Origin of the sequence: Streptomyces sp. NPDC004065 (genome assembly GCF_044903565.1) — a bacterium.
GTDB lineage: Bacteria > Actinomycetota > Actinomycetes > Streptomycetales > Streptomycetaceae > Streptomyces.
The window spans coordinates 608,516-632,334 of the sequence record NZ_JBJDQT010000001.1 but is presented as its reverse complement, the minus strand read 5'-3'; the positions used below and the strand labels follow the sequence as shown (position 1 = coordinate 632,334).

22 protein-coding genes are annotated in these 23,819 nt (G+C 69.6%); 12 read left to right on the top strand and 10 right to left on the bottom strand.

The genetic code is table 11. The annotated features are described in order from the left end of the window. The first annotated feature begins 54 nt into the window (after window positions 1-54). The 9 genes from map (at window position 55) to ACI2LW_RS02750 (ending at window position 6,746) form a co-directional block, all read left to right on the top strand. On the top strand, window positions 55-891 hold the full coding sequence (gene map / locus ACI2LW_RS02790) for a type I methionyl aminopeptidase (protein ID WP_404729297.1): 837 nt from the start codon (window positions 55-57) through the stop codon (window positions 889-891). A 177-nt stretch (window positions 892-1,068) separates the two neighbouring features. Beyond that, window positions 1,069-1,290, top strand: a complete 222-nt coding sequence (gene infA / locus ACI2LW_RS02785) for a translation initiation factor IF-1 (RefSeq protein ID WP_003948620.1) — start codon at window positions 1,069-1,071, stop codon at window positions 1,288-1,290. A 70-nt stretch (window positions 1,291-1,360) separates the two neighbouring features. Then, window positions 1,361-1,474, top strand: a complete 114-nt coding sequence (rpmJ, locus tag ACI2LW_RS02780; protein ID WP_003998809.1) for a 50S ribosomal protein L36 — start codon at window positions 1,361-1,363, stop codon at window positions 1,472-1,474. Window positions 1,475-1,668: 194 nt separating this feature from the next. Then, complete coding sequence (gene rpsM, locus ACI2LW_RS02775; RefSeq protein ID WP_388571531.1) at window positions 1,669-2,049, top strand: 30S ribosomal protein S13; 381 nt, start codon at window positions 1,669-1,671, stop codon at window positions 2,047-2,049. 69 nt (window positions 2,050-2,118) lie between these two features. Beyond that, the gene (gene rpsK / locus ACI2LW_RS02770) at window positions 2,119-2,523 is read left to right on the top strand and encodes a 30S ribosomal protein S11 (RefSeq protein ID WP_003956432.1); all 405 of its coding nucleotides are present in this window, start codon (window positions 2,119-2,121) and stop codon (window positions 2,521-2,523) included. Window positions 2,524-2,676: 153 nt separating this feature from the next. Continuing rightward, entirely contained in the window at window positions 2,677-3,699 is a 1,023-nt protein-coding gene (locus ACI2LW_RS02765) for a DNA-directed RNA polymerase subunit alpha (RefSeq protein WP_003966937.1), read from the top strand. 128 nt (window positions 3,700-3,827) lie between these two features. After that, window positions 3,828-4,334 carry a 50S ribosomal protein L17 gene (gene rplQ / locus ACI2LW_RS02760; RefSeq protein WP_404729296.1) on the top strand — a complete coding sequence of 169 codons (507 nt, stop codon included), beginning with the start codon at window positions 3,828-3,830 and terminating at the stop codon, window positions 4,332-4,334. An 87-nt stretch (window positions 4,335-4,421) separates the two neighbouring features. Next, window positions 4,422-5,276: a tRNA pseudouridine(38-40) synthase TruA gene (truA, locus tag ACI2LW_RS02755; protein ID WP_404729295.1), complete on the top strand. Its 855-nt coding sequence runs from the start codon at window positions 4,422-4,424 to the stop codon at window positions 5,274-5,276. Window positions 5,277-5,426: 150 nt separating this feature from the next. Further along, a complete protein-coding gene (locus ACI2LW_RS02750; RefSeq protein WP_404729294.1) occupies window positions 5,427-6,746 on the top strand; it encodes a UDP-glucose dehydrogenase family protein in 1,320 nt (439 codons plus the stop codon). Between the two features lie 356 nt (window positions 6,747-7,102). Here the strand turns inward: ACI2LW_RS02750 and ACI2LW_RS02745 are convergent, their stop codons facing one another. Further along, window positions 7,103-7,981 carry a hypothetical protein gene (locus ACI2LW_RS02745; protein WP_404729293.1) on the bottom strand — a complete coding sequence of 293 codons (879 nt, stop codon included), beginning with the start codon at window positions 7,979-7,981 and terminating at the stop codon, window positions 7,103-7,105. A 425-nt stretch (window positions 7,982-8,406) separates the two neighbouring features. Between ACI2LW_RS02745 and rplM the strand changes: the two genes are divergently transcribed. The 3 genes from rplM (at window position 8,407) to glmM (ending at window position 10,931) form a co-directional block, all read left to right on the top strand. After that, window positions 8,407-8,850: a 50S ribosomal protein L13 gene (gene rplM, locus ACI2LW_RS02740; RefSeq protein ID WP_030173943.1), complete on the top strand. Its 444-nt coding sequence runs from the start codon at window positions 8,407-8,409 to the stop codon at window positions 8,848-8,850. A gap of 42 nt (window positions 8,851-8,892) precedes the next feature. Continuing rightward, a complete protein-coding gene (gene rpsI, locus ACI2LW_RS02735) occupies window positions 8,893-9,405 on the top strand; it encodes a 30S ribosomal protein S9 (RefSeq protein WP_030173946.1) in 513 nt (170 codons plus the stop codon). A 167-nt stretch (window positions 9,406-9,572) separates the two neighbouring features. Further along, window positions 9,573-10,931 (top strand): phosphoglucosamine mutase, encoded by a 1,359-nt coding sequence (gene glmM, locus ACI2LW_RS02730; protein WP_404729292.1) that lies wholly within the window; start codon window positions 9,573-9,575, stop codon window positions 10,929-10,931. A gap of 12 nt (window positions 10,932-10,943) precedes the next feature. On the opposite strand, the gene ACI2LW_RS02725 is transcribed toward glmM, so the two are convergent. The 9 genes from ACI2LW_RS02725 to ACI2LW_RS02685 all read right to left on the bottom strand — a co-directional run bounded on the left by ACI2LW_RS02725 (window position 10,944) and on the right by ACI2LW_RS02685 (window position 23,438). Then, on the bottom strand, window positions 10,944-11,909 hold the full coding sequence (locus tag ACI2LW_RS02725; protein ID WP_404729291.1) for a DUF389 domain-containing protein: 966 nt from the start codon (window positions 11,907-11,909) through the stop codon (window positions 10,944-10,946). Window positions 11,910-12,017: 108 nt separating this feature from the next. After that, on the bottom strand, window positions 12,018-13,046 hold the full coding sequence (gene coaA, locus ACI2LW_RS02720; protein WP_404729515.1) for a type I pantothenate kinase: 1,029 nt from the start codon (window positions 13,044-13,046) through the stop codon (window positions 12,018-12,020). 88 nt (window positions 13,047-13,134) lie between these two features. Beyond that, window positions 13,135-14,250: an RNA-guided endonuclease InsQ/TnpB family protein gene (locus ACI2LW_RS02715; protein WP_404729514.1), complete on the bottom strand. Its 1,116-nt coding sequence runs from the start codon at window positions 14,248-14,250 to the stop codon at window positions 13,135-13,137. A gap of 151 nt (window positions 14,251-14,401) precedes the next feature. Then, window positions 14,402-15,649, bottom strand: coding sequence for a hypothetical protein (locus tag ACI2LW_RS02710; protein WP_404729290.1), 1,248 nt, complete (start codon window positions 15,647-15,649; stop codon window positions 14,402-14,404). Window positions 15,650-15,914: 265 nt separating this feature from the next. Continuing rightward, on the bottom strand, window positions 15,915-16,292 hold the full coding sequence (locus ACI2LW_RS02705; RefSeq protein WP_404729289.1) for a hypothetical protein: 378 nt from the start codon (window positions 16,290-16,292) through the stop codon (window positions 15,915-15,917). A 502-nt stretch (window positions 16,293-16,794) separates the two neighbouring features. Next, on the bottom strand, window positions 16,795-17,295 hold the full coding sequence (locus ACI2LW_RS02700) for a polymorphic toxin-type HINT domain-containing protein (protein WP_404729513.1): 501 nt from the start codon (window positions 17,293-17,295) through the stop codon (window positions 16,795-16,797). Continuing rightward, entirely contained in the window at window positions 17,220-17,570 is a 351-nt protein-coding gene (locus ACI2LW_RS02695; protein ID WP_404729532.1) for a hypothetical protein, read from the bottom strand. Before ACI2LW_RS02695 ends, ACI2LW_RS02700 begins: the two co-directional genes overlap by 76 nt. A 70-nt stretch (window positions 17,571-17,640) precedes the next feature. Continuing rightward, on the bottom strand, window positions 17,641-18,714 hold the full coding sequence (locus ACI2LW_RS02690) for a hypothetical protein (protein WP_381827626.1): 1,074 nt from the start codon (window positions 18,712-18,714) through the stop codon (window positions 17,641-17,643). A 119-nt stretch (window positions 18,715-18,833) separates the two neighbouring features. After that, the gene (locus ACI2LW_RS02685; protein ID WP_404729288.1) at window positions 18,834-23,438 is read right to left on the bottom strand and encodes a ricin-type beta-trefoil lectin domain protein; all 4,605 of its coding nucleotides are present in this window, start codon (window positions 23,436-23,438) and stop codon (window positions 18,834-18,836) included. Window positions 23,439-23,819 lie beyond the last annotated feature (381 nt).

The following is a 23,819-nucleotide window of genomic DNA, read 5'->3' as shown; positions in this document are numbered from 1 at the left end:
CAGCCGTCCCTCTTACAGCCGTCCCTCTTCCGGACCCAGAAAGGCGCTCACCCCATGGTGCAGATCAAGTCCCCCGAGCAGATCGCCAAGATGCGAGCGGCGGGGCTGGTCGTCGCCGCCATTCACGCGGCCACCCGTGAGGCCGCGGTTCCCGGGGCCACCACGAAGGATCTGGACGAGGTGGCCCGCAAGGTGCTGGCCGAGCACAACGCCAAGCCGAACTTCCTCGGGTACGGCGGCTTCCCGGCGACCATCTGCACCTCCGTGAACGAGGTCGTGGTCCACGGCATCCCCTCCGACGACGTGGTCCTCAAGGACGGCGACGTCATCTCCATCGACTGCGGCGCGATCGTCGACGGCTGGCACGGCGACGCCGCCTACACGGCCTTCGTCGGGTCCGGTCACGCCCCGGAGCTGGTCGAGCTGTCCCGGGTGACCGAGGAGTCGATGTGGGCCGGGATCGCCGCGATGCGGCAGGGCCACCGGCTGGTCGACATCTCCCGGGCCATCGAGACCTACATCCGCCGCCAGCCCAAGCCGGGCGGCGGCCGCTACGGCATCATCGAGGACTACGGCGGCCACGGCATCGGCACCGAGATGCACATGGACCCGCACCTGCTGAACTACGTCGACCGCCGCCGCGGCAAGGGCCCCAAGCTGGTCCCCGGCTTCTGCCTGGCCATCGAGCCGATGGTCTCCCTCGGCACGCCGAAGACCCGGGTGCTGGAGGACGACTGGACGGTCATCACGACCGACGGGACCTGGTCCTCGCACTGGGAGCACTCGGTCGCGCTGACCGAGCAGGGCCCGCTGGTCCTGACGGCCCCGGACGGCGGCAAGGCCAAGCTGGCCGAGCTCGGCGTCACGGCGGCCCCGGACCCGCTGGGCTGAGAACGGCCCCGCCCGCGGTGCATGTCGATCTCCCCCGTGGGGCAGACTTCCCCGATTCGTCTTTCAGGGTGCGCTGACGTAGACTGACTCGTCGGCTCTCGTGCACCCGCATGTCCGCATGCGCCCGCAAGGGAAGCAACGGGAGTCGATCAAGGTAGTCGATTCGAAGGGCGAAGCGTGGCCAAGAAGCAAGGTGCCATCGAGATCGAGGGCACTGTCGTCGAGTCTCTGCCGAACGCCATGTTCAAGGTCGAGCTCCAGAACGGCCACCAGGTCCTGGCACACATCAGCGGCAAGATGCGCATGCACTACATCCGCATCCTCCCTGACGACCGGGTCGTGGTGGAGCTGTCTCCGTACGACCTGACGCGTGGCCGGATCGTCTACCGGTACAAGTAGATCTTGCCCACGTCCCGTGTCCGCCGTGGCGCGGGGCCGCCGGCAACTGACCCGGAGAACCTCACATCCCATGAAGGTCAAGCCGAGCGTCAAGAAGATCTGCGACAAGTGCAGGGTGATCCGCCGTCACGGCCGGGTCATGGTCATCTGCGAGAACCCGCGCCACAAGCAGCGCCAGGGCTGACGCACGACCGACCGCTCCCTCTGCACCTCCGCAGGGATTCGCGCGACGCGAGCTGAATATGTTCATACGCAGGGCCCAGGCGTCCAACGCGCCTGACACCCCCGGTTCGGAGGCCGGGGACCCAGTTCGTACCTGGTACGGCGGCTGGGAACCGGTCCTGTGGAAGACCTCCGAAGATCACCAGGAGCCATTGAATGGCACGCGTTTCCGGTGTTGACATCCCGCGCGAAAAGCGCGTGGAGATCGCCCTCACCTACGTGTTCGGCATCGGCCGGACCCTCTCGAAGCAGACGCTGGCCGCCACCGGCGTCGACCCGAACACCCGCGTTCGCGACCTGACCGAAGAGCAGCTCGTCGCCATCCGCGAGTACGTCGACAACAACATCAAGACCGAGGGTGACCTCCGTCGCGAGATCCAGGCCGACATCCGCCGCAAGGTCGAGATCGGCACCTACCAGGGTCTGCGGCACCGCCGCGGTCTGCCCGTCCGCGGTCAGCGCACCAGCACCAACGCCCGTACCCGCAAGGGCCCGCGTCGCGCCATCGCCGGCAAGAAGAAGCCGGGCAAGAAGTAGTCCGCAGCGACACTCGCCGTCCAGCGGTCTTCGCTGTAGGACCGACCACCTCCCGTAGGAGTTTTCGACATGCCCCCCAAGGGACGTCAGGGCGCTGCCAAGAAGGTGCGCCGCAAGGAAAAGAAGAACGTCGCTCACGGCCACGCGCACATCAAGAGCACGTTCAACAACACCATCGTTTCGATCACCGACCCGTCCGGCAACGTGATCTCCTGGGCCTCCGCCGGCCACGTCGGCTTCAAGGGCTCCAGGAAGTCCACGCCGTTCGCCGCGCAGATGGCCGCCGAGTCGGCCGCCCGCCGCGCCCAGGAGCACGGCATGCGCAAGGTCGACGTGTTCGTGAAGGGTCCGGGTTCCGGTCGTGAGACCGCCATCCGTTCGCTTCAGGCCACGGGTCTCGAGGTCGGCTCCATCCAGGACGTCACCCCGACCCCGCACAACGGCTGCCGCCCGCCGAAGCGCCGCCGCGTCTGACGCGTTCGCGCCTCCACGGTGCGCGGTCATCGGGCGGTACGGTCCGTACACGGGTCGTACCGCCCGTACCCTTGCAGTACCCGCCCCTTTCCACCGGGCGGCTGGTCGGGCGTCATATAGCGGGCGCCCCCGACTGAAGGATCTGATCCACACATGCTGATCGCTCAGCGTCCCTCGTTGACCGAAGAGGTCGTCGACGAGTTCCGCTCCCGGTTCGTGATCGAGCCGCTGGAGCCGGGCTTCGGCTACACCCTCGGCAACTCCCTCCGCCGTACCCTCCTGTCGTCGATCCCCGGTGCCGCCGTCACCAGCATCCGCATCGACGGCGTCCTGCACGAGTTCACCACCGTGCCGGGCGTCAAGGAGGACGTCACCGACCTGATCCTCAACATCAAGCAGCTGGTCGTCTCCTCGGAGCACGACGAGCCGGTCGTGATGTACCTGCGCAAGCAGGGCCCGGGTCTGGTCACCGCCGCCGACATCGCGCCCCCGGCCGGTGTCGAGGTGCACAACCCCGACCTGGTCCTCGCCACGCTCAACGGCAAGGGCAAGCTGGAGATGGAGCTGACCGTCGAGCGCGGTCGCGGCTATGTCTCCGCCGTGCAGAACAAGCAGGTGGGCCAGGAGATCGGCCGGATCCCGGTCGACTCCATCTACTCGCCGGTGCTCAAGGTCACGTACAAGGTCGAGGCCACCCGTGTCGAGCAGCGCACCGACTTCGACAAGCTGATCGTCGACGTCGAGACCAAGCAGGCCATGCGTCCGCGCGACGCCATGGCGTCGGCCGGCAAGACCCTGGTCGAGCTGTTCGGTCTGGCCCGCGAGCTCAACATCGACGCCGAGGGCATCGACATGGGTCCGTCCCCGACGGACGCCGCCCTCGCCGCCGACCTGGCGCTGCCGATCGAGGAGCTGGAGCTCACGGTCCGCTCCTACAACTGCCTCAAGCGCGAGGGCATCCACTCCGTGGGTGAGCTCGTCGCCCGCTCCGAGGCCGACCTGCTGGACATCCGCAACTTCGGTGCGAAGTCCATCGACGAGGTCAAGGCGAAGCTGGCCGGCATGGGCCTGGCCCTGAAGGACAGCCCGCCCGGATTCGACCCGACCGCCGCCGCCGACGCCTTCGGCGCCGACGACGACGCGGACGCGGGTTTCGTGGAGACCGAGCAGTACTGATCCGGTACTGGGCGTGACCCACTTCCGGGGGTCTCGCGGAGGCCCCCGGATCTCCGACAGGCGACCGCCTGCTCGGATACTGACCCCGGTACCTGATACGGCCGGGGCAGACACACAGGAGAAGAACCATGCCGAAGCCCACCAAGGGTGCCCGTCTGGGCGGCAGCGCCGCGCACGAGAAGCTGCTCCTCGCGAACCTCGCGAAGGCGCTGTTCGAGCACGGCCGTATCACCACCACCGAGGCGAAGGCCCGCCGCCTGCGCCCGTACGCCGAGCGTCTGATCACCAAGGCGAAGAAGGGCGACCTTCACAACCGCCGCCAGGTGCTCCAGGTCATCACGGACAAGGGCGTCGTCCACACGCTCTTCACCGAGATCGGCCCGCGGTACGAGAACCGTCCGGGTGGCTACACCCGGATCACCAAGATCGGCAACCGTCGTGGCGACAACGCGCCCATGGCGGTCATCGAGCTGGTCGAGGCGCTGACGGTGCAGCAGAAGGCCGTGGGTGAGGCCGAGGCCGCCACCAAGCGCGCGGTCAAGGAGGCGGACGAGGCCAAGGTCGAGGAGACCAAGGCCGAGGACACCACCGAGGCTCCGGCCGAGGAGGCCGCCGAGGAGTCCAAGGACGCCTGAGGCACTCCCTCGCCGAGCGGGTCCGCCCTTCGGGGCGGGCCCGCTTTCGCGTACCCGGGAGGGACCGGGCCCTGAGAGGATCTGCACGTGAGCGACGAAGTACAGCCCGGCCATGTCCGCATCCGCCTCGACCTGTCCTACGACGGCACCGCCTTCCACGGCTGGGCCAAGCAGGCCGGCGGGAAACGGACCGTGCAGGGCGAGATCGAGGACGCACTGCGCACGGTCACCCGGTCGGACCGCACGTACGAGCTGACGGTCGCCGGGCGCACCGACGCCGGAGTGCACGCCCGCGGCCAGGTGGCGCACGTGGACCTGCCCGAGGAGGTGTGGCGCGAGCACCACGAGAAGCTGCTCAAGCGGCTCGCCGGGCGACTGCCCCGGGACGTGCGCGTCTGGGCGCTCAGGCCCGCCCCCGACGGCTTCAACGCCCGTTTCTCCGCCGTCTGGCGCCGCTACGCCTACCGGGTGACCGACAACCCCGGCGGCGTGGACCCGCTGCTGCGCGGCCACGTCCTGTGGCACGACTGGCCGCTCGACGTCGACGCCATGAACGAGGCCGCCCGGGGCCTGCTCGGCGAGCACGACTTCGCCGCGTACTGCAAGAAGCGGGAGGGCGCGACGACCATCCGCACCCTTCAGGAGCTGAGCCTGGAGCGCGGCGACGACGGGATCGTCACGGCCACCGTCCGCGCGGACGCCTTCTGCCACAACATGGTGCGCTCGCTCATCGGGGCGCTGCTGTTCGTCGGGGACGGCCACCGTACGCCGGACTGGCCCGCCAAGGTGCTGGCCGCCGGGGTGCGGGACTCCGCCGTGCACGTCGTACGCCCGCACGGGCTGACGCTGGAGGAGGTCGGCTACCCGGCCGACGAGCTGCTGGCCGCGCGCAGCGCCGAGGCGCGCAACCGCAGGACGCTGCCCCCGGCCGGCTGCTGCTGAACAGCCCCTGCCGAGCGGCTGCTGCCGAGCGGCGAACCCGCAGGTCACAGTGGGTGACGGTACGGTCGCCGCCGGGCGGGAACTCGCTGCACCGACCTGCCGCCGCACGGCGGCGGCAGGGAGCGTACGGCGAGGAAGGCGGGCACACCCATGCGGCTCACCGTCATCGGCACCGGCTACCTCGGTGCCACGCACGCCGCCTGCATGGCGGACCTGGGGCACGAGGTGGTCGGCGTCGACGTCGACGCGGGCAAGGTCGCCGCACTGCGCGCGGGCCGGGTGCCGTTCCACGAGCCGGGGCTGGCCGCCATGGTGGCCCGGCACACGGGGAGCGGGCGGCTGCGGTTCACCACCTCCTACGAGGAGGCGGGCGCCTTCGGGCAGGTGCACTTCGTGTGCGTGGGCACCCCGCAGCGCGGGGACTGCGACGGCGCCGACCTGACGTGCGTCGAGGAGGCCTTCGCGCGGATCGCGCGGCACGCGCGCAAGGGCGCCCTGCTGGTGGGCAAGTCCACGGTGCCGGTCGGCACGGCGGCCCGGCTCGCGGACCGGCACCCGGTCGAGATCGCCTGGAACCCGGAGTTCCTGCGCGAGGGCTTCGCCGTGCGGGGCACGCTGCGCCCCGACCGGCTGGTGTTCGGGGTGCGCACCCCGCGCGCCGAGCGGCTGCTGCGCCAGGTGTACGCCCCGGTGCTGGCCGCCGGGACCGCGCTGGTGGTGACCGACTTCGCCACCGCGGAGCTGGTCAAGACGGCCGCGAACTCCTTCCTCGCCACCAAGATCTCCTTCATCAACGCGATGGCCGAGGTGTGCGAGGCCGCCGGGGGTGACGTGCGGGACCTGGCCAGGGCGCTGGGCCGCGACGAGCGGATCGGCGGGGCGTTCCTGGGTGCCGGGGTCGGTTTCGGCGGCGGCTGTCTGCCCAAGGACATCCGGGCCTTCACGCACCGCGCCGCCGAGCTGGGCGTCGACCTGGGGTTCCTGCGCCATGTCGACGCGATCAACATGCGGCGCCGGGACCGGGCCGTCGCCCTGGCCCGGGAGCTGTGCGGGGGGACGCTGCTCGGGACGCGGGTGGCCGTGCTGGGCGCGGCCTTCAAGCCGGACTCCGACGACGTCCGCGACTCGCCCGCGCTGAACGTGGCCGCGCGCCTCGGCCTCGAGGGGGCGGACGTCACCGTCTACGACCCCGAGGCGATGGACAACGCCCGCAAGGCGTTCCCGCTGCTCGGCTACGCCGTGTCGCTGGAGGAGGCGCTGCGCGGGGCGGAGCTGGTGCTGCATCTGACCGAGTGGCCGCAGTTCCGGGAGATCGACCCGCGGTGGGCGGTGCGGCTGGTGCGGCACCCGCGGGTCGTGGACGGCCGGGGCGTACTGGACGCGGACCGCTGGACGGCGGCGGGCTGGCACTTCCGCGCCCTGGGCAGACCCGCACCGGAGGGGGCCGGAGGGGAGCGACGGCGGGGGTGAGCGGGGCGGCGGGGGGTGGGCCTCGGGGTGGGTGCCGGCGACGGGATGCCGGGGCCCTGGGGTGGGTGCCGGCGTCGCGTTGCCGGGCCTCGGGATGCCGGGCCTCGGGGCCGCTGTCCGGCGCGGACCGGGCACCGCACCCGGGGTGCGCCGATGTCGCCGCCGGTGTGGGCCGGCCGGCTCCCTCGTCGGCGCCGTCGGCGACGCACGTGTCGCCGCCGGGGCCGGTGCGGGCTTCCGTACCGGAGAGGCGCCGGGGGACCGGGCCGGAGCGGCGCCGGGGCACGGGGCCGGAGCGGCGCCGGTGACCGGACCGCCGCCGGTGCGCGGGCCGCCGCCGCCGGTGCGCGGGCCGCCTACTGGGTGGCCGCCGCCGCGGACGCCTGGGCCTCGCCGCGCCGGCGGATCTGCCGGAACGCGAACTCGGCGAGGTCGTCGCCGGTGCGGAAGACCTTGGTGTCCTTGGCCGTCACGTCCTTGTCACCGGGGAAGCCGGTCAGGGTGAAGTACGCGTAGCGGCCGAGGGAGTTGGTGGTGGAGCGGCAGATCGCCCCGTTGCAGAAGGCCTTCACCCCGCCGCCCGGGAGCGGCTTGACGATGCTCTTCTTGTCGGCCTGTCCCTTGGCCTTGGTGGCCTGTGCCTCGCTGTCGAACACGGCCACACCGACGGTCACCGCGATGCCGTCCTTGGAGTAGGTCACGCGTATCAGACGGGTGCAGCCGTTGGCGGAGAGGATCTTGGGGAGCGTGCCCTGGGCCGCCGAGGCGCAGTTCTTCGCGTCGGCCGTCGGGCCCTTCTTGTACACGGCGTCGCCCATGGTCAGCTGGGTCCCCGGGAAGAGCGTGTCGGGGCTGAGCGGGGCGGTGTCCTTCTTGGCGCTGGAGATGAACTCCTTGGGGTCCAGCGGGGGCGGCGCGCTGGTGGGCGCGAAGGACGGCGCCGCGCCGGAGCCGCTCGGCAGCGCGGCGGTGCCGGGCAGCTGGGAGGAGGGCCGGCCGGAGGCGCCGTTGTCCCCGTTCGCCGAGACCACGGCCATGGCGACGGCAGCGCCGATCCCGACGGTGGCCAGCACGCCACCGCCGACGAACAGCATCCGGCGCCGCTTGTTGCGCGTCTCGGACGCCTCCGCGAGCGCGGCCCAGTCAGGCGTCTGGCCGCCGCCGCTCCACGACTGCTGGGAATTCGGTTTCCAGGGATCCCACTGGGACTGCGAGCCCCCCTGCCCATAGCTCATGGGGCGCATCTTAGACGGGGGTTGCGGGTGCTCACGCCGCCCGCGGCGGGCCCGCGGGGCACCTTCGGTGCAGCCCGGTACAAAGCGACCGGGCGGTTCTCCGGCGGTTCTCCGGGTGTGCTCCGGCCGGCCCGCCGCGGCGGCGCGGCCGCGTGCGGGCGCCGGTACGCCTACACTGGGTGCGAAACACGCAGGACCAGCAGCGGCGCCACCGTTTTGACCCGGCCGCGGCGCCGCGGGTATCCTGCATGTTCGTTGTGTATTGGCTTGCTCATTCTCACGGGACGGGCCCTTACACCGGTCCACCGGGCCGATGACCAGCGACCAGCACGCGGTTTGCGTCACCGCGGTGCGGTCAAGGCTGTCGTGATCGTCTTCGGTGACCTTGTCAGGACCATTCACTGAAGAAGCGAAGGCTACGAACCGTGCGTACGTACAGCCCCAAGCCCGGCGACATCACGCGCCAGTGGCACGTCATTGACGCCCAGGACGTCGTCCTGGGCCGCCTGGCGTCCACCGCCGCCACCCTCCTGCGGGGCAAGCACAAGCCGATCTACGCGCCGCACGTCGACGCTGGTGACTTCGTCATCATCATCAACGCCGACAAGGTGCACCTCTCCGGCAACAAGCGGACCCAGAAGATGGCCTACCGCCACTCCGGTTACCCGGGCGGTCTGCGCTCCGTCCGTTACGACGAGCTGCTCGACAAGAACCCGGAGAAGGCCATCGAGAAGGCCGTCAAGGGCATGCTCCCGAAGAACTCCCTGGGCCGTCAGATGCTCTCGAAGCTGAAGGTCTACAAGGGTGACCAGCACCCGCACGGCGCCCAGCAGCCGGTGCCGTTCGAGATCACCCAGGTCGCGCAGTAAGTCCGGCCACCCCCTAAGACTGAAGAGAATCTGAGGAGAATCGTGGCCGAGACCACTGCCGAGCAGCCGCTCGAAGAGCTTGACATCGACAGCTACACCACCGAGTCCGAGGTCCCCGTCGAGGGCGAGTACACCTCGGAGTCCCTGGCCTCCCGCTTCGGCGAGCCGCAGCCGGCCGCCGGCCTGGGCCGCCGCAAGAACGCCATCGCCCGCGTCCGGATCGTCCCGGGCTCCGGCAAGTGGAAGATCAACGGTCGCACCCTCGAGGACTACTTCCCGAACAAGGTGCACCAGCAGGAAGTCAACGAGCCCTTCAAGGTGCTGGAGCTCGAGGGCCGTTACGACGTCATCGCCCGCATCGCCGGTGGCGGTGTCTCCGGCCAGGCCGGTGCGCTCCGTCTCGGTGTCGCCCGCGCGCTGAACGAGGCGGACGTCGACAACAACCGCGGCCCGCTGAAGAAGGCCGGCTTCCTGCGCCGCGACGACCGTGCGGTCGAGCGGAAGAAGGCCGGTCTGAAGAAGGCCCGCAAGGCCCCGCAGTACAGCAAGCGCTGATCGCAGCTGCCTGCTCGTACTCCGAACGCCCCGGCGGCACGCCACAGTGCCACCGGGGCGTTCGTATATCACAGGACTCGGGCGTATAACGGCACAAGGTGCTCAAAGGCTGGTGTGACGGGATGCCCGGTCCGGCGGCACGAACTGAAGTTTCCTCAGGAGGACAAGTGGGACGACTCTTCGGCACGGACGGCGTGCGCGGCGTCGCCAACGCGGACCTGACCGCCGAGATGGCGCTCGGTCTCTCCGTCGCGGCGGCCCACGTACTGGCCGAGGCGGGCACCTTCGAGGGCCATCGGCCGACCGCCGTGGTCGGGCGGGACCCGCGCGCGTCCGGGGAGTTCCTCGAGGCCGCCGTGGTCGCCGGCCTGGCCAGTGCGGGCGTGGACGTGCTGCGGGTCGGCGTGCTGCCGACGCCCGCGGTGGCGTACCTCACCGGCGCGCTCGGCGCGGACCTCGGCGTGATGCTGTCCGCCAGCCACAACGCCATGCCGGACAACGGCATCAAGTTCTTCGCCCGCGGCGGCCACAAGCTGGCCGACGAGCTGGAGGACCGGATCGAGAAGGTCTACGAGGAGCACCGCACCGGCGCCCCCTGGGACCGCCCGACCGGCGCCGGCGTCGGCCGCGTACGCGACTACGACGAGGGCTTCGACCGGTACGTCGGCCACCTCGTCGGCGTCCTGCCCAACCGCATCGAGGGGCTGCGGATCGTCCTCGACGAGGCGCACGGCGCCGCCTTCGGGGTGTCGCCCGAGGCGTTCCGGCGGGCCGGCGCCGAGGTCGTCACCATCGGCGCCGAGCCGGACGGCCTGAACATCAACGACGGCTGCGGCTCCACCCACCTGGAGCAGCTGAAGGCCGCCGTCGTCGAGCACGGCGCCGACCTCGGCATCGCGCACGACGGTGACGCCGACCGCTGCCTGGCCGTGGACCACACCGGCGAGGAGGTCGACGGCGATCAGATCCTGTCCGTGCTCGCGCTGGCGATGCGGGAGCGTTCCGCACTGCGCTCCGACACCGTCGTCGCGACCGTGATGTCGAATCTGGGCTTCAAGCTGGCCATGGAGCGCGAGGGCATCCACCTCGTGCAGACCGCCGTCGGCGACCGCTACGTGCTGGAGGAGATGAAGGAGAAGGACTACGCCCTGGGCGGCGAGCAGTCCGGCCACGTCATCATCCTCGACCACGCCACCACCGGCGACGGCACGCTGACCGGTCTGCTGCTGGCGGCCCGGGTCGCCGAGACCGGCCGTACGCTGCGCGACCTGGCGTCGGTGATGGAGCGCCTGCCGCAGGTGCTCGTCAACGTCCCCGACGTCGACAAGTCCCGGGTGAAGACCTCCCCCGAGCTGGCCACCGCCGTGGCCGAGGCGGAGCGGGAGCTGGGGGAGACCGGCCGGGTGCTGCTGCGCCCCTCCGGCACCGAGCCGCTGGTCCGCGTCATGGTCGAGGCCCAGGACATCGACCAGGCCCGCTCGGTGGCGGGCCGGCTGGCCGACGTGGTGAAGTCCGCGCTGGGCTGAGCCCGTTGCTTTCTACGCCCGCGAGCGCGCCGTCGCTCCGGGCGCCCGGCGGGCGCGCTCGCGCTGCCGCCCCCAGAACCACTTCTGGGCGAGCAGGGTGAGCGTGCCCGCCAGCACGATGCCGAACAGGTTCAGCAGCAGCTGCTCGGTCGACCCCCAGGTCTGGCGGGTGTCGCCGTAGGCGAGGGCGACGGCCGCGTTGGCGGCGGCCGGGACGGTGGTCACCGAGATGGCGACGCCGACCAGGGCGCCGGACTTGGCCGAGGTCAGCGACAGCGTGCCGGCGGCGCCGGCGAGCACCGCCACGACGAAGGAGAAGGCGTCGGGGGCGTAGACGAAGGTGGTGTTGGGCCGCTCGCCCTCCAGCTGGGCCTTCGTGAACAGCCCGGCGGCGTCCATGAGGAGGCTGAAGCCCACGGTCACGGCCATCGCCAGGGCGAATCCCACGAGCAGCGCCACCAGTGAGCGCAGCGCCAGCCGCGGGGCCCGCTGCACCAGCGCCGTGCCGATCCCCGCGAGCGGCCCGAACTCCGGCCCCACCGCCATCGCCCCGACGATCAGGATCGCGTTGTCGAGCACCACGCCACAGGCGGCGATCATGGTGGCCAGCGTGATGAACGACAGATAGGTCACCGACAGCGCCGACTCCTCGTGGGTGGCCTCCGACAGGTGCTCCCACAGCACCGCGTCGGCCGCCTCGCCGGGAGCCTCCTCCTCGGCCTTCTCGGCCCGCTCGGACAGCGACAGATCGATGTTCTCCACGGCGATGGCCCCGCTGCGGTCGATGCCCAACTCCTGAAGGCTGCTCAGCAGTTCGTCCCCGGCCTCGCGCGCCACGTCGCACAGCACCAGGTCCCCGGACGGATTGCGGGCCGCCCCCCGCAGCACGACGAGGTGCGTGGTGCCCACCGTGCCCTCGATCAGCCGCACCACGTCCTCGGTGCGGTCGGCGGGGGTGATCAGTCGCAGATGCAGCATGGCAGGCAGCGTAGACGCCGGGCAGGCGCCGGCGGGCTCGGGCCCGGGCCCGAGCCGGGGATGCTGCCGGGACCCGTGGGGTGCCCGTGCCCGTGGGGCGCCCCGCCGTCAGAGCTTGCGCAGGCTGAGCCGCTGCACCTTGTGGTCCGGCCCCTTGCGCAGCACCAGCGTGGCCCGTCCCCGGGTCGGGGCGATGTTCTCCACCAGGTTGGGCTTGTTGATGGTCCGCCACATGGTGCGGGCGTAGTCCAGGGCCTCCTCCTCGGACACCTGGGTGTACCTGCGGAAGTACGAGGAGGGGTCCTGGAAGGCGGTGGCGCGCAGCTTGCGGAACCGGTTGAGGTACCACTGCTCGATGTCCTCGGTGCGCGCGTCGACGTACACGCTGAAGTCGAAGTAGTCGGCGAGACCGACCCGGGTGCGGCCGTCCTTGCCGGGCAGGGCGGGCTGCAGGACGTTGAGGCCCTCGACGATGAGGATGTCGGGCCGGCGCACGACCAGCCGCTCGCCGGGCACGATGTCGTAGATCAGGTGGGAGTAGACGGGCGCGGAGACCTCCGCCTTCCCGGCCTTGATGTCGGCGACGAACCGGGTCAGAGCCCGCCGGTCGTACGACTCCGGGAAGCCCTTGCGCGACATCAGGCCCCGCCGCTCCAGCTCCCGCGTGGGCAGCAGGAAGCCGTCCGTCGTCACCAGCTCCACGCGGGGGTGCTCGGGCCACCGGGACAGCAGCGCCTGCAGCAGCCGCGCCACGGTCGACTTCCCCACGGCCACGGACCCCGCCACGCCGATCACGAACGGCGTCCCCGACTGGGACCCCTGCTCGCCGAGGAAGGTGTTGAGCGCGCTGCGCAGCCCGTCGGTCGCGCCGACGTACAGGTTCAGCAGCCGGGACAGCGGCAGGTAGATGTCCCGCACCTCGTCGAGGTCGATCACGTCACCGAGCCCGCGCAGCCGTTCGACCTCCTCCGCGGTCAGCGGCAGCGGCGTCTTGTCGCGCAGCGCGCTCCACTCGGCACGGGTGAGGTCGACGTAGGGAGTCGCCTCCGGCCGCTGCCGGTGGGCGCTCCGGGGCTTTGTTGTTGTCGAGGGGACCGGAGAGGTGGCATCTCCCCGGCCTGAAGGCCGGGGCTTCATTCCCTGGCGGGAACGATCTTCCTGATTCATCGGGCCGCGCCTCCCCGGAGGACTCCGGAGCCGGTCTTACCAGCCCTCCCCAGGCGTTTTACCTCTCGGCCAGCCCGGCCGCGAGGATGTTGGTCGCCGCGTTCACGTCGCGGTCGTGGTGCGTGCCGCAGCTCGGGCACGTCCCCCCGCGGACGTTCAGCGGCATCTTCTTGTGGATGTGGCTGCACCCCGTGGTGGAGCACAGCTTGGAAGAGGGGAACCAGCGGTCCACGAGCAGAAGTTCCCGCCCGTACCAGCCGGTCTTGTACTCCAGCATGCTCCGCAACTCCGACCATGCCGCATCGCTGATGGCGCGGGCCAGGGAGTGGTTCTTGAGCATGCTCCGCACGGTCAGGTCCTCGATGGCCAAGGCTTGGTTCTCGCGTACCAGCCGAGTGGTGACCTTGTGCAGATGATCGCGGCGCCGGTCGGCGATCCGCGCATGAATCCGGGCGACCCGCTGACGCGCCTTGGCCCGGTTGTTCGACCCCTTCGCTTTCCGCGACAGGGCTTTGTGTGCCTTGGCGAGCTTGTGCCGGTCGCGTCGTTCGTGACGAGGGTTGCTGATCTTCTCTCCGGTGGACAGGGTGAGCAGGTGATCCAGCCCGGCATCCAGACCGACCACCGCACCCGTGCCGGGCAAGTGCTCGATGGTCTCCTCCACCAGGAGCGAGACGAACCAACGGCCCGCACTGTCGCAGGAGACCGTGACCGTGGACGGCTCCGCACCCTCCGGGAGGGGGCGGTGCCACACGATGTTCAGCGGCTCTGCGGTCTTCGCCAGCTTGAGCACGCCGCCCCGGAAAGTGAAGGCGTTGTTCTGGAACGTCGCCGACTTCCTGGACTTCTTCCTCGACTTGAAGCGCGGGTACTTGGCGCGCTTGGCGAAGAAGCTGTTGAACGCCACCTGCTGAGCCCGCAGCGTCTGCTGCAACGGCACGTTCGACACCTCGCGGAGGAACCCGGACTCCTCGCCCTGCTTCCACGCCGTCAGCCACTTCGCCGTATCCACGTAGGCAGTGTTCTTGCCCTCGTCCTTGTAGCGGCGCGTCCGCTCGGCCAGAGCCCTGTTCCAGACGTACCTGACACAACCGAACGTGCGGTGCAGGAGCGCCGCCTGTTCGGTGGTCGGGTAGAAGCGGTACTTGTACGCCCGCTTGATCGCCTGGGACAGAATTGACACGATAGCTCATGATCGTGTCAAAGCGCGGAGTGCGGGCCGGTACCGGCTTGCCCCCGCCCTGAAGGACGGGGTTCGCGGCCTTAACGCTCGTGATCACATTCCATTGTTAACGGAGTTTGAACACCTTGTGGGGTGTGCTCCGTCACGCCGCGACGAATACGGGTGCGGTCACAGGTCCAGTGCCTCGGCGATGTGGACGTCGCCGTAGCCGAACCGTCTCCCGAGCGCCCGGAAGCGGCCGAGTTGCTCCGCGGTGAGGGACGGGCAGGTCATGTGAAGCAACCGCAGCAGCAGCCGGAACCCGAGGTCGGCGTCCACCTGGGCGATGGCCTCCTCGACGGCGGCCAGCGCGAGCGGGCCGGGAATCGGCTCCCAGTAGGGGCTGATGCGCGCGTCCGTCAGGAGTGCTGCCGCTCCCGGACCGCTCGCCGTACGGCGTCATGCGGGTCGGCGTGGGGCGGCGGGGTGACGTGGTGGTACCCGGGGCGGCTTGGCGCAGGTGTTCCTCGCAGACGTGCTCGATCTGCCGAAGCCAGTCCCTCGCGTCGATTCCGAGCTGGTCGATGTTGTAGCCGCGGGCCGTGGCGGACAGCCACAGCGTCTCGATCGTCCGGCCGGGCAGCGGGGAGGCGAGCAGACGCTGTGTGTCCGTGAGTAGCAGTGCCGCTGCCGACCCCGGGGTCTGGGCGCTGTCGTCGGCAGCCGCGGCCCGCCGGACGCGTTCGCGTGCGGTGTCCTCCTGCCAGGCCCCTTCGAACCACGACGTCAGCGCCGAGAGACCGAAGTCGCTGGAGGCGTCGCGGCGGGCCGGGTCGATGGGCGGCCACATCACGCTGAGGCCGTCGTACACCAGCGGCCCGGGAAAGCCGAGCGCGGTGTCCAACGCCATCAGGCGGTCGTACTGCTCCTTGCCGACCGGTACGTCGTATGCCTTCGACACCCGCAGGAGCAGTTGGAGTCCGAGGTCTGCGTCGCCCTGCTGGGCGACGGCCTCCAGTGATGCGGCGACGGCGCCCGACGGGAGCGCGACGCGCGGGCCCAGTGCGCCCGCTGATGCGCGGATCTCCGCGACGACGGCCGTACGGAGCTCGTCCTCGTCGACGCCAGGCCGCGCGCCCCACCCCTGTCCGGAGGCATGCTCGCGCCCGGCTGCCGGCAGGTTCCCGGCGAGCCGCCGCAGCCAGCCCCGTACGCCCGACTCGCAGTGCCCCGGGTCGAAACGCCCGCGCGTGGCGGCGAGCAAGGCCGTGCGGATGACGCCGTCCGGCAACGGTGAGTCCAGCAGACAGCGCACGTCGACGCCCAGCTCGACCGCGCCCTCGCCCTCGGCGCCGGCGTCGACCTCGCCCGCGAGGCGGAGCGACTCGGCCTCGTCTGGGCTGTCTGTCATGGACAGTTCCCCGGCGAGCGCGCTGAGCCCGAAATCGCCCCCGTAGAGAACGCTGTACCGCTCACGCCCTCTGCCATCGTGGGCGCCCCGCCTTCGTGGTGTTCAGCCTTCATCTGCCGGCGGTGGAAGTCCGACGACAGGAGGCCGGACCACTGCGAAGAGGTCGGCTTTCCGCTGTTGAGCGCCCTGGTGAATTCGTCGAGTTCCAGGAACGGGCCTCTCTGGTTCAACTCGTCGAACGGTTCGCAATCATGGATATCCCGTATTAATAGGTTCCAGGTGGTACGAAGACGGGTCTCAACGCCGGTGGCATTGTTCCGAAAACAAGCACCCGCTCCGGATTCACGTTGTCGTTCTCCGGTGTGGCGATGATGCCCGCCGACAGCAGAATTTTGACGAGTGCGCTCTGCATGTGGAGGCCGATGTCCCGGATACCGGACGGTCGGCGCGTCGTGACCGGCGGGGTGAGGGCGTCGGAAGCGGCTTCGAGCATGTCCGGACGGCATCTCCACCCCACGGACACGGACGCCGAAGCCAGTTCGGCATCGGGCTCCATGCACACTGCGGCGCCCGACAGGTTCTCGCAAACGGCGTCTTCCTCGTGGAAGGCCGGAAGGACGGCCCGTTCGAGGGCTTGGACCACTTGATGAGCGAGTGCGTTCCGAGCGGCGAGAACCTCATCGGACGCGCGGCAGAAGCCCTAGAAGGACACGTCTCTTCTTCATCTCAGGGAGGGTGTGGTAGGCCGACTGTCGTCACCCACCACACCCTACAAACGCTCTACTGCTCAGAGGAGCGCACGCATCGGGAGGCTCCTTCACGAAGGAGCCTCCCGATCAGTTCTCAGCGCGTTCCCATCATGGGGCCGAACCATGATGGATCGCGCATCTCGCCCTCGTCCTCATGCCACTGTGGAGGCGCCGAAACGACGAAGCTCCTCTCTGATCGAAACATTTCGGAACCGGTGGACTCCGGCGCCACCTCACCCATTCAGCGCTTCCCAGTTCGGTTCGGGTATATCCACAACGTTGCCTTCTTTGCTGTAGAACGTGATATTACGCCATCCAAACTTCCCCAGCTGTATCTGGAGGCCGATTTGGCCCATGTCCCATGGTGTGGCTGCCCAGTCTCCCGAGCGCCAGGCCTTATAGGCGAGCGCATACTGCTCGGCCGGGGTATCTCCGTGGAAACCCTTCAGCTGACTGCGACCTTGCCATTGTTGCGCAGGACGTTCGACATCTCGGCCATCCACAGGGCGATCGGCTTCCCGTTGGACCTGCCGACCACTTACCTGAATTCGTCGCCGTTGAAGGTATCCCCCCCCGGTGGATTTCCTTGGCCAGCGCTTCCGAGTGCTCGCCGATTCCGAGCACCATGGTGCCGGCCGGGCAACCATTTGTGTTGTGCACCAGAACCGGTGTCGTTCCGGCCAACACATAGTAGGTGTGGAGGCTGTCGACAGTGAGGTTGTAGGCCGAGTGAAGCCGGTGGAAGCGGTGGACGCGGAGCACGGTGACGGTCGCACCACTGCTGGTACGCAGCGTTTGCCCGGGCCGAAGGTCGCCTCCGTCTATCCGGTGATGAGTGCCGGGTGACCAGAAGGGGTGGTGCTGCGTGGCGGTGATCCGCGCATGCCCGACGTCGATCGTGATGTCGACGAAGTCGGTGTCGTCCGGTGTGTGGATGGTGCGGGAGACGGTGTGGGTTTCGGTGCGGCGACGTCCTTGATCTCCTTGGTCGTGCCGTCGGACATCAGCACGCGCGTGGTGCCGGGGAAACTGTTGCGAGTGCACCACTTCCGCGCCTTACCGAGAGCCTCGATCGCCTTGGCGCCGATCCCAGCGATGGCTTCGTCGGTCAGGGGGAGCGCGCGAAGGGCTTTCCACGCGTCGGTGAAGCCGATGCCGTGCCAGCAGTCCATCAGGTCTTCGGCGAAGAAGGAGAACAGGAGAGAACGCCTGAGGCGTTCTCTCCCACCAGTTCCTTGTTGCTCAGTCGCCCTCCTCGACCAAACCGATGGCTTCCGGGAAGCCGGAGGGGAAGGCCTTGTGCACGGGGTCGGTCTCCTCGTCGGCGGCCTCCCGGAAGAGACGGATCAGCTCCTGCCGGTCTTCGTCAGGCGCTTGATCCAGCCGCCTCAGAAGAGTCCCCGTCCAAGCTCCGGTGATCTTGACGGCAACATCGTGGGCGATGGTGTCTTCGTCGGCCAGTTTCAGAGTGGCGAGCAGGGACATGTACGCGGCTGCCAACACGTGAGCCGGAGTGATCGACGCACGCGTCACAGTCGGCGGTTGCTGAGATGGGAGGCAGAGTTCGTCCGGAAGTTCCAGAAGCGACCGGTCTGCCTTCCAGAACCCGCTGAACGCGCTGTCCTGGCTGTGCATTGTTCCGGAGAGCCTACGGAAGGTGCGGGCCAGTTCCTGCCGGTCGTCGTCCGCCAGACGATGGAGACCCTCTTGCACGACCCTGATGCTCCGCCCCGTGAGCCGGGACTTGCCCTCCACGCTGATGCCGGCCGGCTCACCGGATCCGTCACCGCGCGGCTCGGGTGAACGGATGGCAGCGATGAGGCCGAGTACTACTTCCGTGAGGATGTGTTCGATGAACCACTGTCTCGGCTGCCGGCCTGCCACGTGGGTCTCCGGGGCAGGGTTGTCGAACTCAACCGCGGCGCAGGTGCGGAAACCGGAGAGTTTGAGCACCTCTTTGATCGTCTCTTCCATCAGCGAGACGACCCGCGTACCGTGCGCGATCACCGGTGCCTGGAGATCCAGCCGCTCCGGTTGCATGCAGTCGAAGACAGCCTCGGTCAGGGATTCACCCGCGTTCCAGCTTATGTGGACGCCACCTGCCGGGCCCTCGCCAGTGTCGACGTGGACGCATGCTCCAGGCTGTATGCAGGCGGGGGCCCCAGGGCGTTCCACGTGAGCGGGGAGGCCCGCGTGCAGGAGCTCCCGGCACACCGCATCCGCCAGCGCGTGCCATTCGGCGATGACCTCTTCGGCAGCATGCGGCGTGCCGTTCTTCTCGGCATGGGCGCGTTTTTCGGTATCGATGTACGTCACCGGATCTCCTATGGGGCTCTCCTGTTACCGCGGGCACGGCACCAGGTTACGGATGCGGAACGCCCCGCCAGGATGGAAGTCCCGGCGGGGCACAACAGCGGTCTGTCCACTGCCCTCGGTCAGTCGTGCTTTGGTTCCTCGGGGCCGTGGTCGCTCAGCGTGGACCGAGTCAACCGTCCACCGTTCGCCCGCTTGACGTAGTTCGCGAGCAGGCTTTTCGCATAGGACGCGATCTCCGGCGTATAGGGCACGGAATAGGTGATCACGGTCCCTTCCTTGAGAGCCTTGCCGAGAGCGTCGTCACAGCCGGGGCACGGCTGCCGCTCGGTGTATAGAGCGGTGATCCTCTTCGGGTCGACGCCCTTTGCCTTCAACTGGTCCAGGATCTCGGTCTCGGAGTGGCCGCTGAACTTGCTGTTGGCTACCACGTAGTCCCCGGTTTTGGGGTCGTTCCATCCCGGCACCCTCGCCACGGCCACGTTGTGATCCGCCCCGAAGTATCCGTTCTCCACCCGGTACCGGTAGGCGAGGTGGCTCATCTCGTCGCTGTTGTAGGCGATCAGCGCCAGCGGACATGAGCTGCCCGCGGCGGCCGCGCGCGCACCGGCGGCAAGCAGTGCACGCGGAAGCCTGGTGCATGTCTTGACGAACTTGTCGAGCGCCTTGAGGCCGATACCGGCCTTGGCCGCCTCTGGCAGCCCGTCGAGGGTGCGGAGCGCCTTGAAGGCGTCCTCGAAGGCGACTCCTGTCCTGGCAGCTGCGTCAAGGGCCTTGACGGCACGGGCGATCGGGGCGAGAAGGCCCTCGACCGGAACGTACGTGGCGAGACTCCAGGCGCAGGCGGCCTTGCTGCCGTGCCAGCAGTCCATCAGGTCTTCGGCGAAGAAGGAGAACAGGATCGATCCGGGCACATCACCGAAGAGGCTTTGCCATCCGGCGCGAACGATCTCCTTGCCGGAGAACTTGTGCGTCCAGTTGTCAATCTTGATGTTCTTCAGTGTGGCCCGCTGCAGGAACTCCCACGCCGACTTGGGACACCCGTCGGCTGTGGCCTGGGCCTGGTCGTCGGTGCACAGGTAGAAGTCGGCCTGGTAGGTGACGACGAGGTCGTACATCGCGTTGCAGCCCTGGAAGGCCGCTTCCGGCATCCCCGGGCACGTGCCGATCTGCTTCGAGCTGACGATCTCGACAGTGGACTCGTCCGGAACGGAGAAAACACCGGGAATGCCAGTACCGGAGCCCCCAGAGCGTTCCTTGTTGGCCTCCTCCCGTTCCGCCCGGTCGGCCGCCTCCTGGGCCTCCTTGGCGTATTTGGCGGCGTCCTTCGCCGCCTGTTCTGCCTCGGTCGCTGCCGCGTCGGCGCGGTCGGCTGCCGCTCGGGCGTCCTTGGCGGCCTGTTCTGCCTCGGATGCGGCCGTGCGGGCGGCCTCGGCGTCCAGGGCTGCCTGGTCGGCGGAGTCGCGGGCGTCCTTGGCGTAGCCCTCGGCGCGGCCGGCTGCCTTGTCGGCCGCCGCGGCGTCCCGCGCGGCCTGCTTGTCGTACTCGATGGTGCGGGCCAGGGACGCGGCTGCCGCTGAGGCAGCCTTGGCCGCGTCGGCCGCGTAGCCGAGGGCCTGCTTCGAGTAGGTGCGGGCGTCGGCCGCGTAGCCGGCGGCGTTCGCCGCGTGCTGGTAGGCCTCCTTCGCGTCGCCCTTCGCCTGGTCGGCGATGTTCTTGGCGGCGGCGGCCTCCTCCTGGGCGTTCTTGGCGTGGGCGTCGGCCACCGCCTGCTGCTGGTCGGCGAGCGTCTTGGACGCCTGACCGGTCAGCACGACCAGACCCGCGGCGGAGTCGGTGGTGACGTAGGGGGAGCCGAGCTGCACGGCGTCGTTGGCCGGGGCGGCCACCTGTTTGGCGGCGTTGCCCGCGTCGACGGCCGCCTGGGCGGTGACGTGGGCGAACCCCGCGGCCTTGGCCGCCGCCACCACGGCCTTGCCGGCCTCCTTGCCGGCCTCGTCCGCCTGGGACTTCGCGTCCTTGGCCTTGCCCTCCGCCTCGTCCGCCAGCTTGACCGCGGTCTTGGCCTCGGACGCGGCGTCCTGCGAGGCCTTGATCGCGTCGGCGGCGGCGCTGGTCGCGGTCTTCACCGCCGCGTCGGCCTTCAGCTTCGCCGCCTGCGCGGCGTCCGCGTCGGCGCGTGCCCGCTTGGCGGCCGCCTCGGCGCGGGTGGCGGCCGCGTCCGCCTCGGCGGCGGCCTCGGTCGCGGCATCGGCCTCGGAACGGGCCTTCCTGGCCGCGGTCTCGGCGTCGTCGGCGTGCTTGTCCGCCTCATTGGCGGCGGTGCGAGCGGCATCGGCCGCGTCACCGGCGTCCAGCGAGTCGGCGTAGGCGTCCTTCGCATCCGCCTTCGCGCGGGCCGCTTCCGCCTTCTGCTCGGCGTCCCAGGCGTCGTCGCGCTTGGACTTCGCGTCGTCGCGCGCCTTGACCGCGTCGTCGCGCTTGCCCTTGGCCGTGGCTTCGGCCTGCTCGGCCTTGTCCTTGGCGTCCTTCGCCTTCGTCGCCTGGTCCTGGGCGTTCAGCTTGTGCTGGGCCGCTTCGGCCTGCTTGGCGGCGGCGGTCTCCTTCTCCGCCTTGGCCGTCGCCTCCTCGGCCTCTGCGGCGAGGCGCTTGGCGTGGGCCTCTGCGGCGGCGGACTTGGCGTCCGCCTCCGCCTTGGTCGCCTCGGCCAGCTTGGCCTCCGCGAGCTCCTTGTCCTTCTTGGCGTTGTCGCGGTGCACCTTGGCGGCGTCGGCGGCGGCCTTCGCCTGCGACTCCGCCTTCTTCGCCGCCTCGTTGCGGAACTCCGTCCGCACCTGCGCGGCCTGCGCGAGCGCGCGCTGCGCGACGGTCTCGCTGTCACCGGCGGACGCGCGGGTGGCGGCCTCGGCGGTCTCACCGGCCCGCACCATCGCCTGCAGAGCGGCGACTGCCCCCTTGGTGACCTGCGCCTTCTGCTGCCCCACCAGCAGGCCTCGCCCGCGCGGCGCCCCCTGCTGGTCGGCGACGGCGTAGGCGGCCTGCTCCGCGGTGTCGGAGGCGGTGGCGGCCTTCTGCGCGGCGGAAAGCTGGGCCTTCAGTGCGTCGAGCTGCTTCTTGGCGCCCGCACGCGCGTCCGTGACGCCCTTCTTCGCCTTGTCGAACTGCGCCTTGTCCGGGTACTCGAGATCGCCGGAACCCTCGTGGCCTGTCGGCTTGATGTCGAACTGCTGCGCGCTGCTGCCGTTGCAGGCGTACAGCTGGGCGTCATCGCCGTTGTCGAAGGTGTGCAGGTCCAGGCATTTGCCCGTGCCGACGTGCTTCAGGCTGGTGGCGGCGTTGACGTTGGACTGCCAGGTCTGGTTGGGGGAGTCGTGGCACGACCAGATCTGGATCTTCGTGCCGTTGGCCGCGTTGTTCCCCGCGACGTCAAGGCACTTGGAGGCGTTGACGTTCCGCAGGTGAAGGCTCTGCTCACTGCCGTAGAGCAGCCACTTCTGCGCCGCCGTGCCATTGCACTTGTACACCTGGACCGGAGTGCCGTTGTCCTTCTTGCCGCCCTGGACGTCGAGGCACTTGTCCTTGGCGGCGTGCACCTCCACGACCACCGGACTGTCGCCGACCCAGCCCAGACCGCCGGGAGCCCAGTAGTCCTGCCAGCGGGCGAGGCGGTCGGCGACCCACGACTGGCCGAGCAGGTCTCCCAGCGTCTTCGCGCCGGAGGCCAGGGCCTTGGTGGCGTCCTTGTTGGCGTCCAGGATCCTGTCACGCTGCGTGGACTGGCCGGCGACCTCCTGCTGCCACTCCTTGGCGGCGGTGTCCGTGACCGATCCCAGCACCTTGTCCGGGTCGAGCGGGTCACGCCACGCGCACGAGGCGAACCGGGACTTCAGGTCCTCGACCGCGATACGGAACTCCGCGGTGTCCGGCTGAGGGGCGGTGCGGGGAAAGCCACCAGAGGACAGGAAGATGCGGGCGTCATCCGCGCCCGCGCGTTTCGCGGCCGTGTGCAGCCACTGGAAGGCGCTCTGCTCGGCGAGCGCGCGGTTCCATTCGTCCGGCGTCCCCGACGGGTCAGGGTCACGTCCGTAGAGCGGTGTGCCCAGGTCGTCGACGGCCTTGAGGCTCTTGTCGTCGGCCCGCGGGGTCGGATCGTCGTAGAAGTCGTCCTCGCTCTTCCAGAACCGGCCGGCCACCCAGCCGGCCAGTCCCGTCTGCGAGTAGAAGTCCTGCTTGCCGTCCCCCGGCGAGCCGGGCGGCCAGTGGAAGTCGGCCACGGTGAAGCCGGCAGGTGTCGCCAGCCCGTCCAGCGGCTTCGCCCAGCCGCCGCGCAGGGACGTCAGCGCGTCCAGTTCCTTTCCCGCCGCGTCGCGGTCCTTGGCATACGACTGGGCGAGCGGGGTCTGCTGCCAGTGCTCACGATTGGCCAGATCGTGCAGCTTCTCCGGCGGCTGATTCAGTCCGTCCTGAGCGGTCGCGGTCATGGACGACCCGCCCAGGCGCAGTACGTCGGCCATCAGGCACTGGTCCTGCCGCAACTGCTCGGCCTTTGTGTCCTCGTACCAGTCGTACGAGTCGCTCACCGGATCGGCGTCCCGGCCGAGGTCCAGCAGGTCGGGCCGGACCGCCAGACCGCCGAGGACCGCAAGTGCGGTGACGGAGGTGATGACGGGGGCGAGAAGTCGTGACTTGTGGGTTCGTGGTCGGCGAAACCCGGGTCTGGGGCGCAAAGAAGCATCCTCTTCTTCGTCAAGGGGGACTCAGAGCCGCTCGAAGAGCAGGGGCCGACGCGCGCGGTGGTGAGCAGGCAGGGCTCAGCGGCGCTCGGCGCCGGGTGTGCCGGTGTGCGGAAGCAGTTGGTCAGACCGCATGACGAAGCGACCCTTCCCCGTGTGCGACGGTGTTCCCCCGGTCGCTGGTTGATGTGCGCGGCAACGGATTGGTCAAGATCCGTTCAAGCGCGGCCACAATATACGCACAAGTAACCTTGACCGAACAGGGGTTCGCCCATGCTGCCCGTCGGTGGAGATCACGCGGGCGTCACGGTCGGGTACCGGGTGATGGTTCGATGATCAACTGTGCGGTGGCTGTGTCTAAAGTGCGGGCAAAGC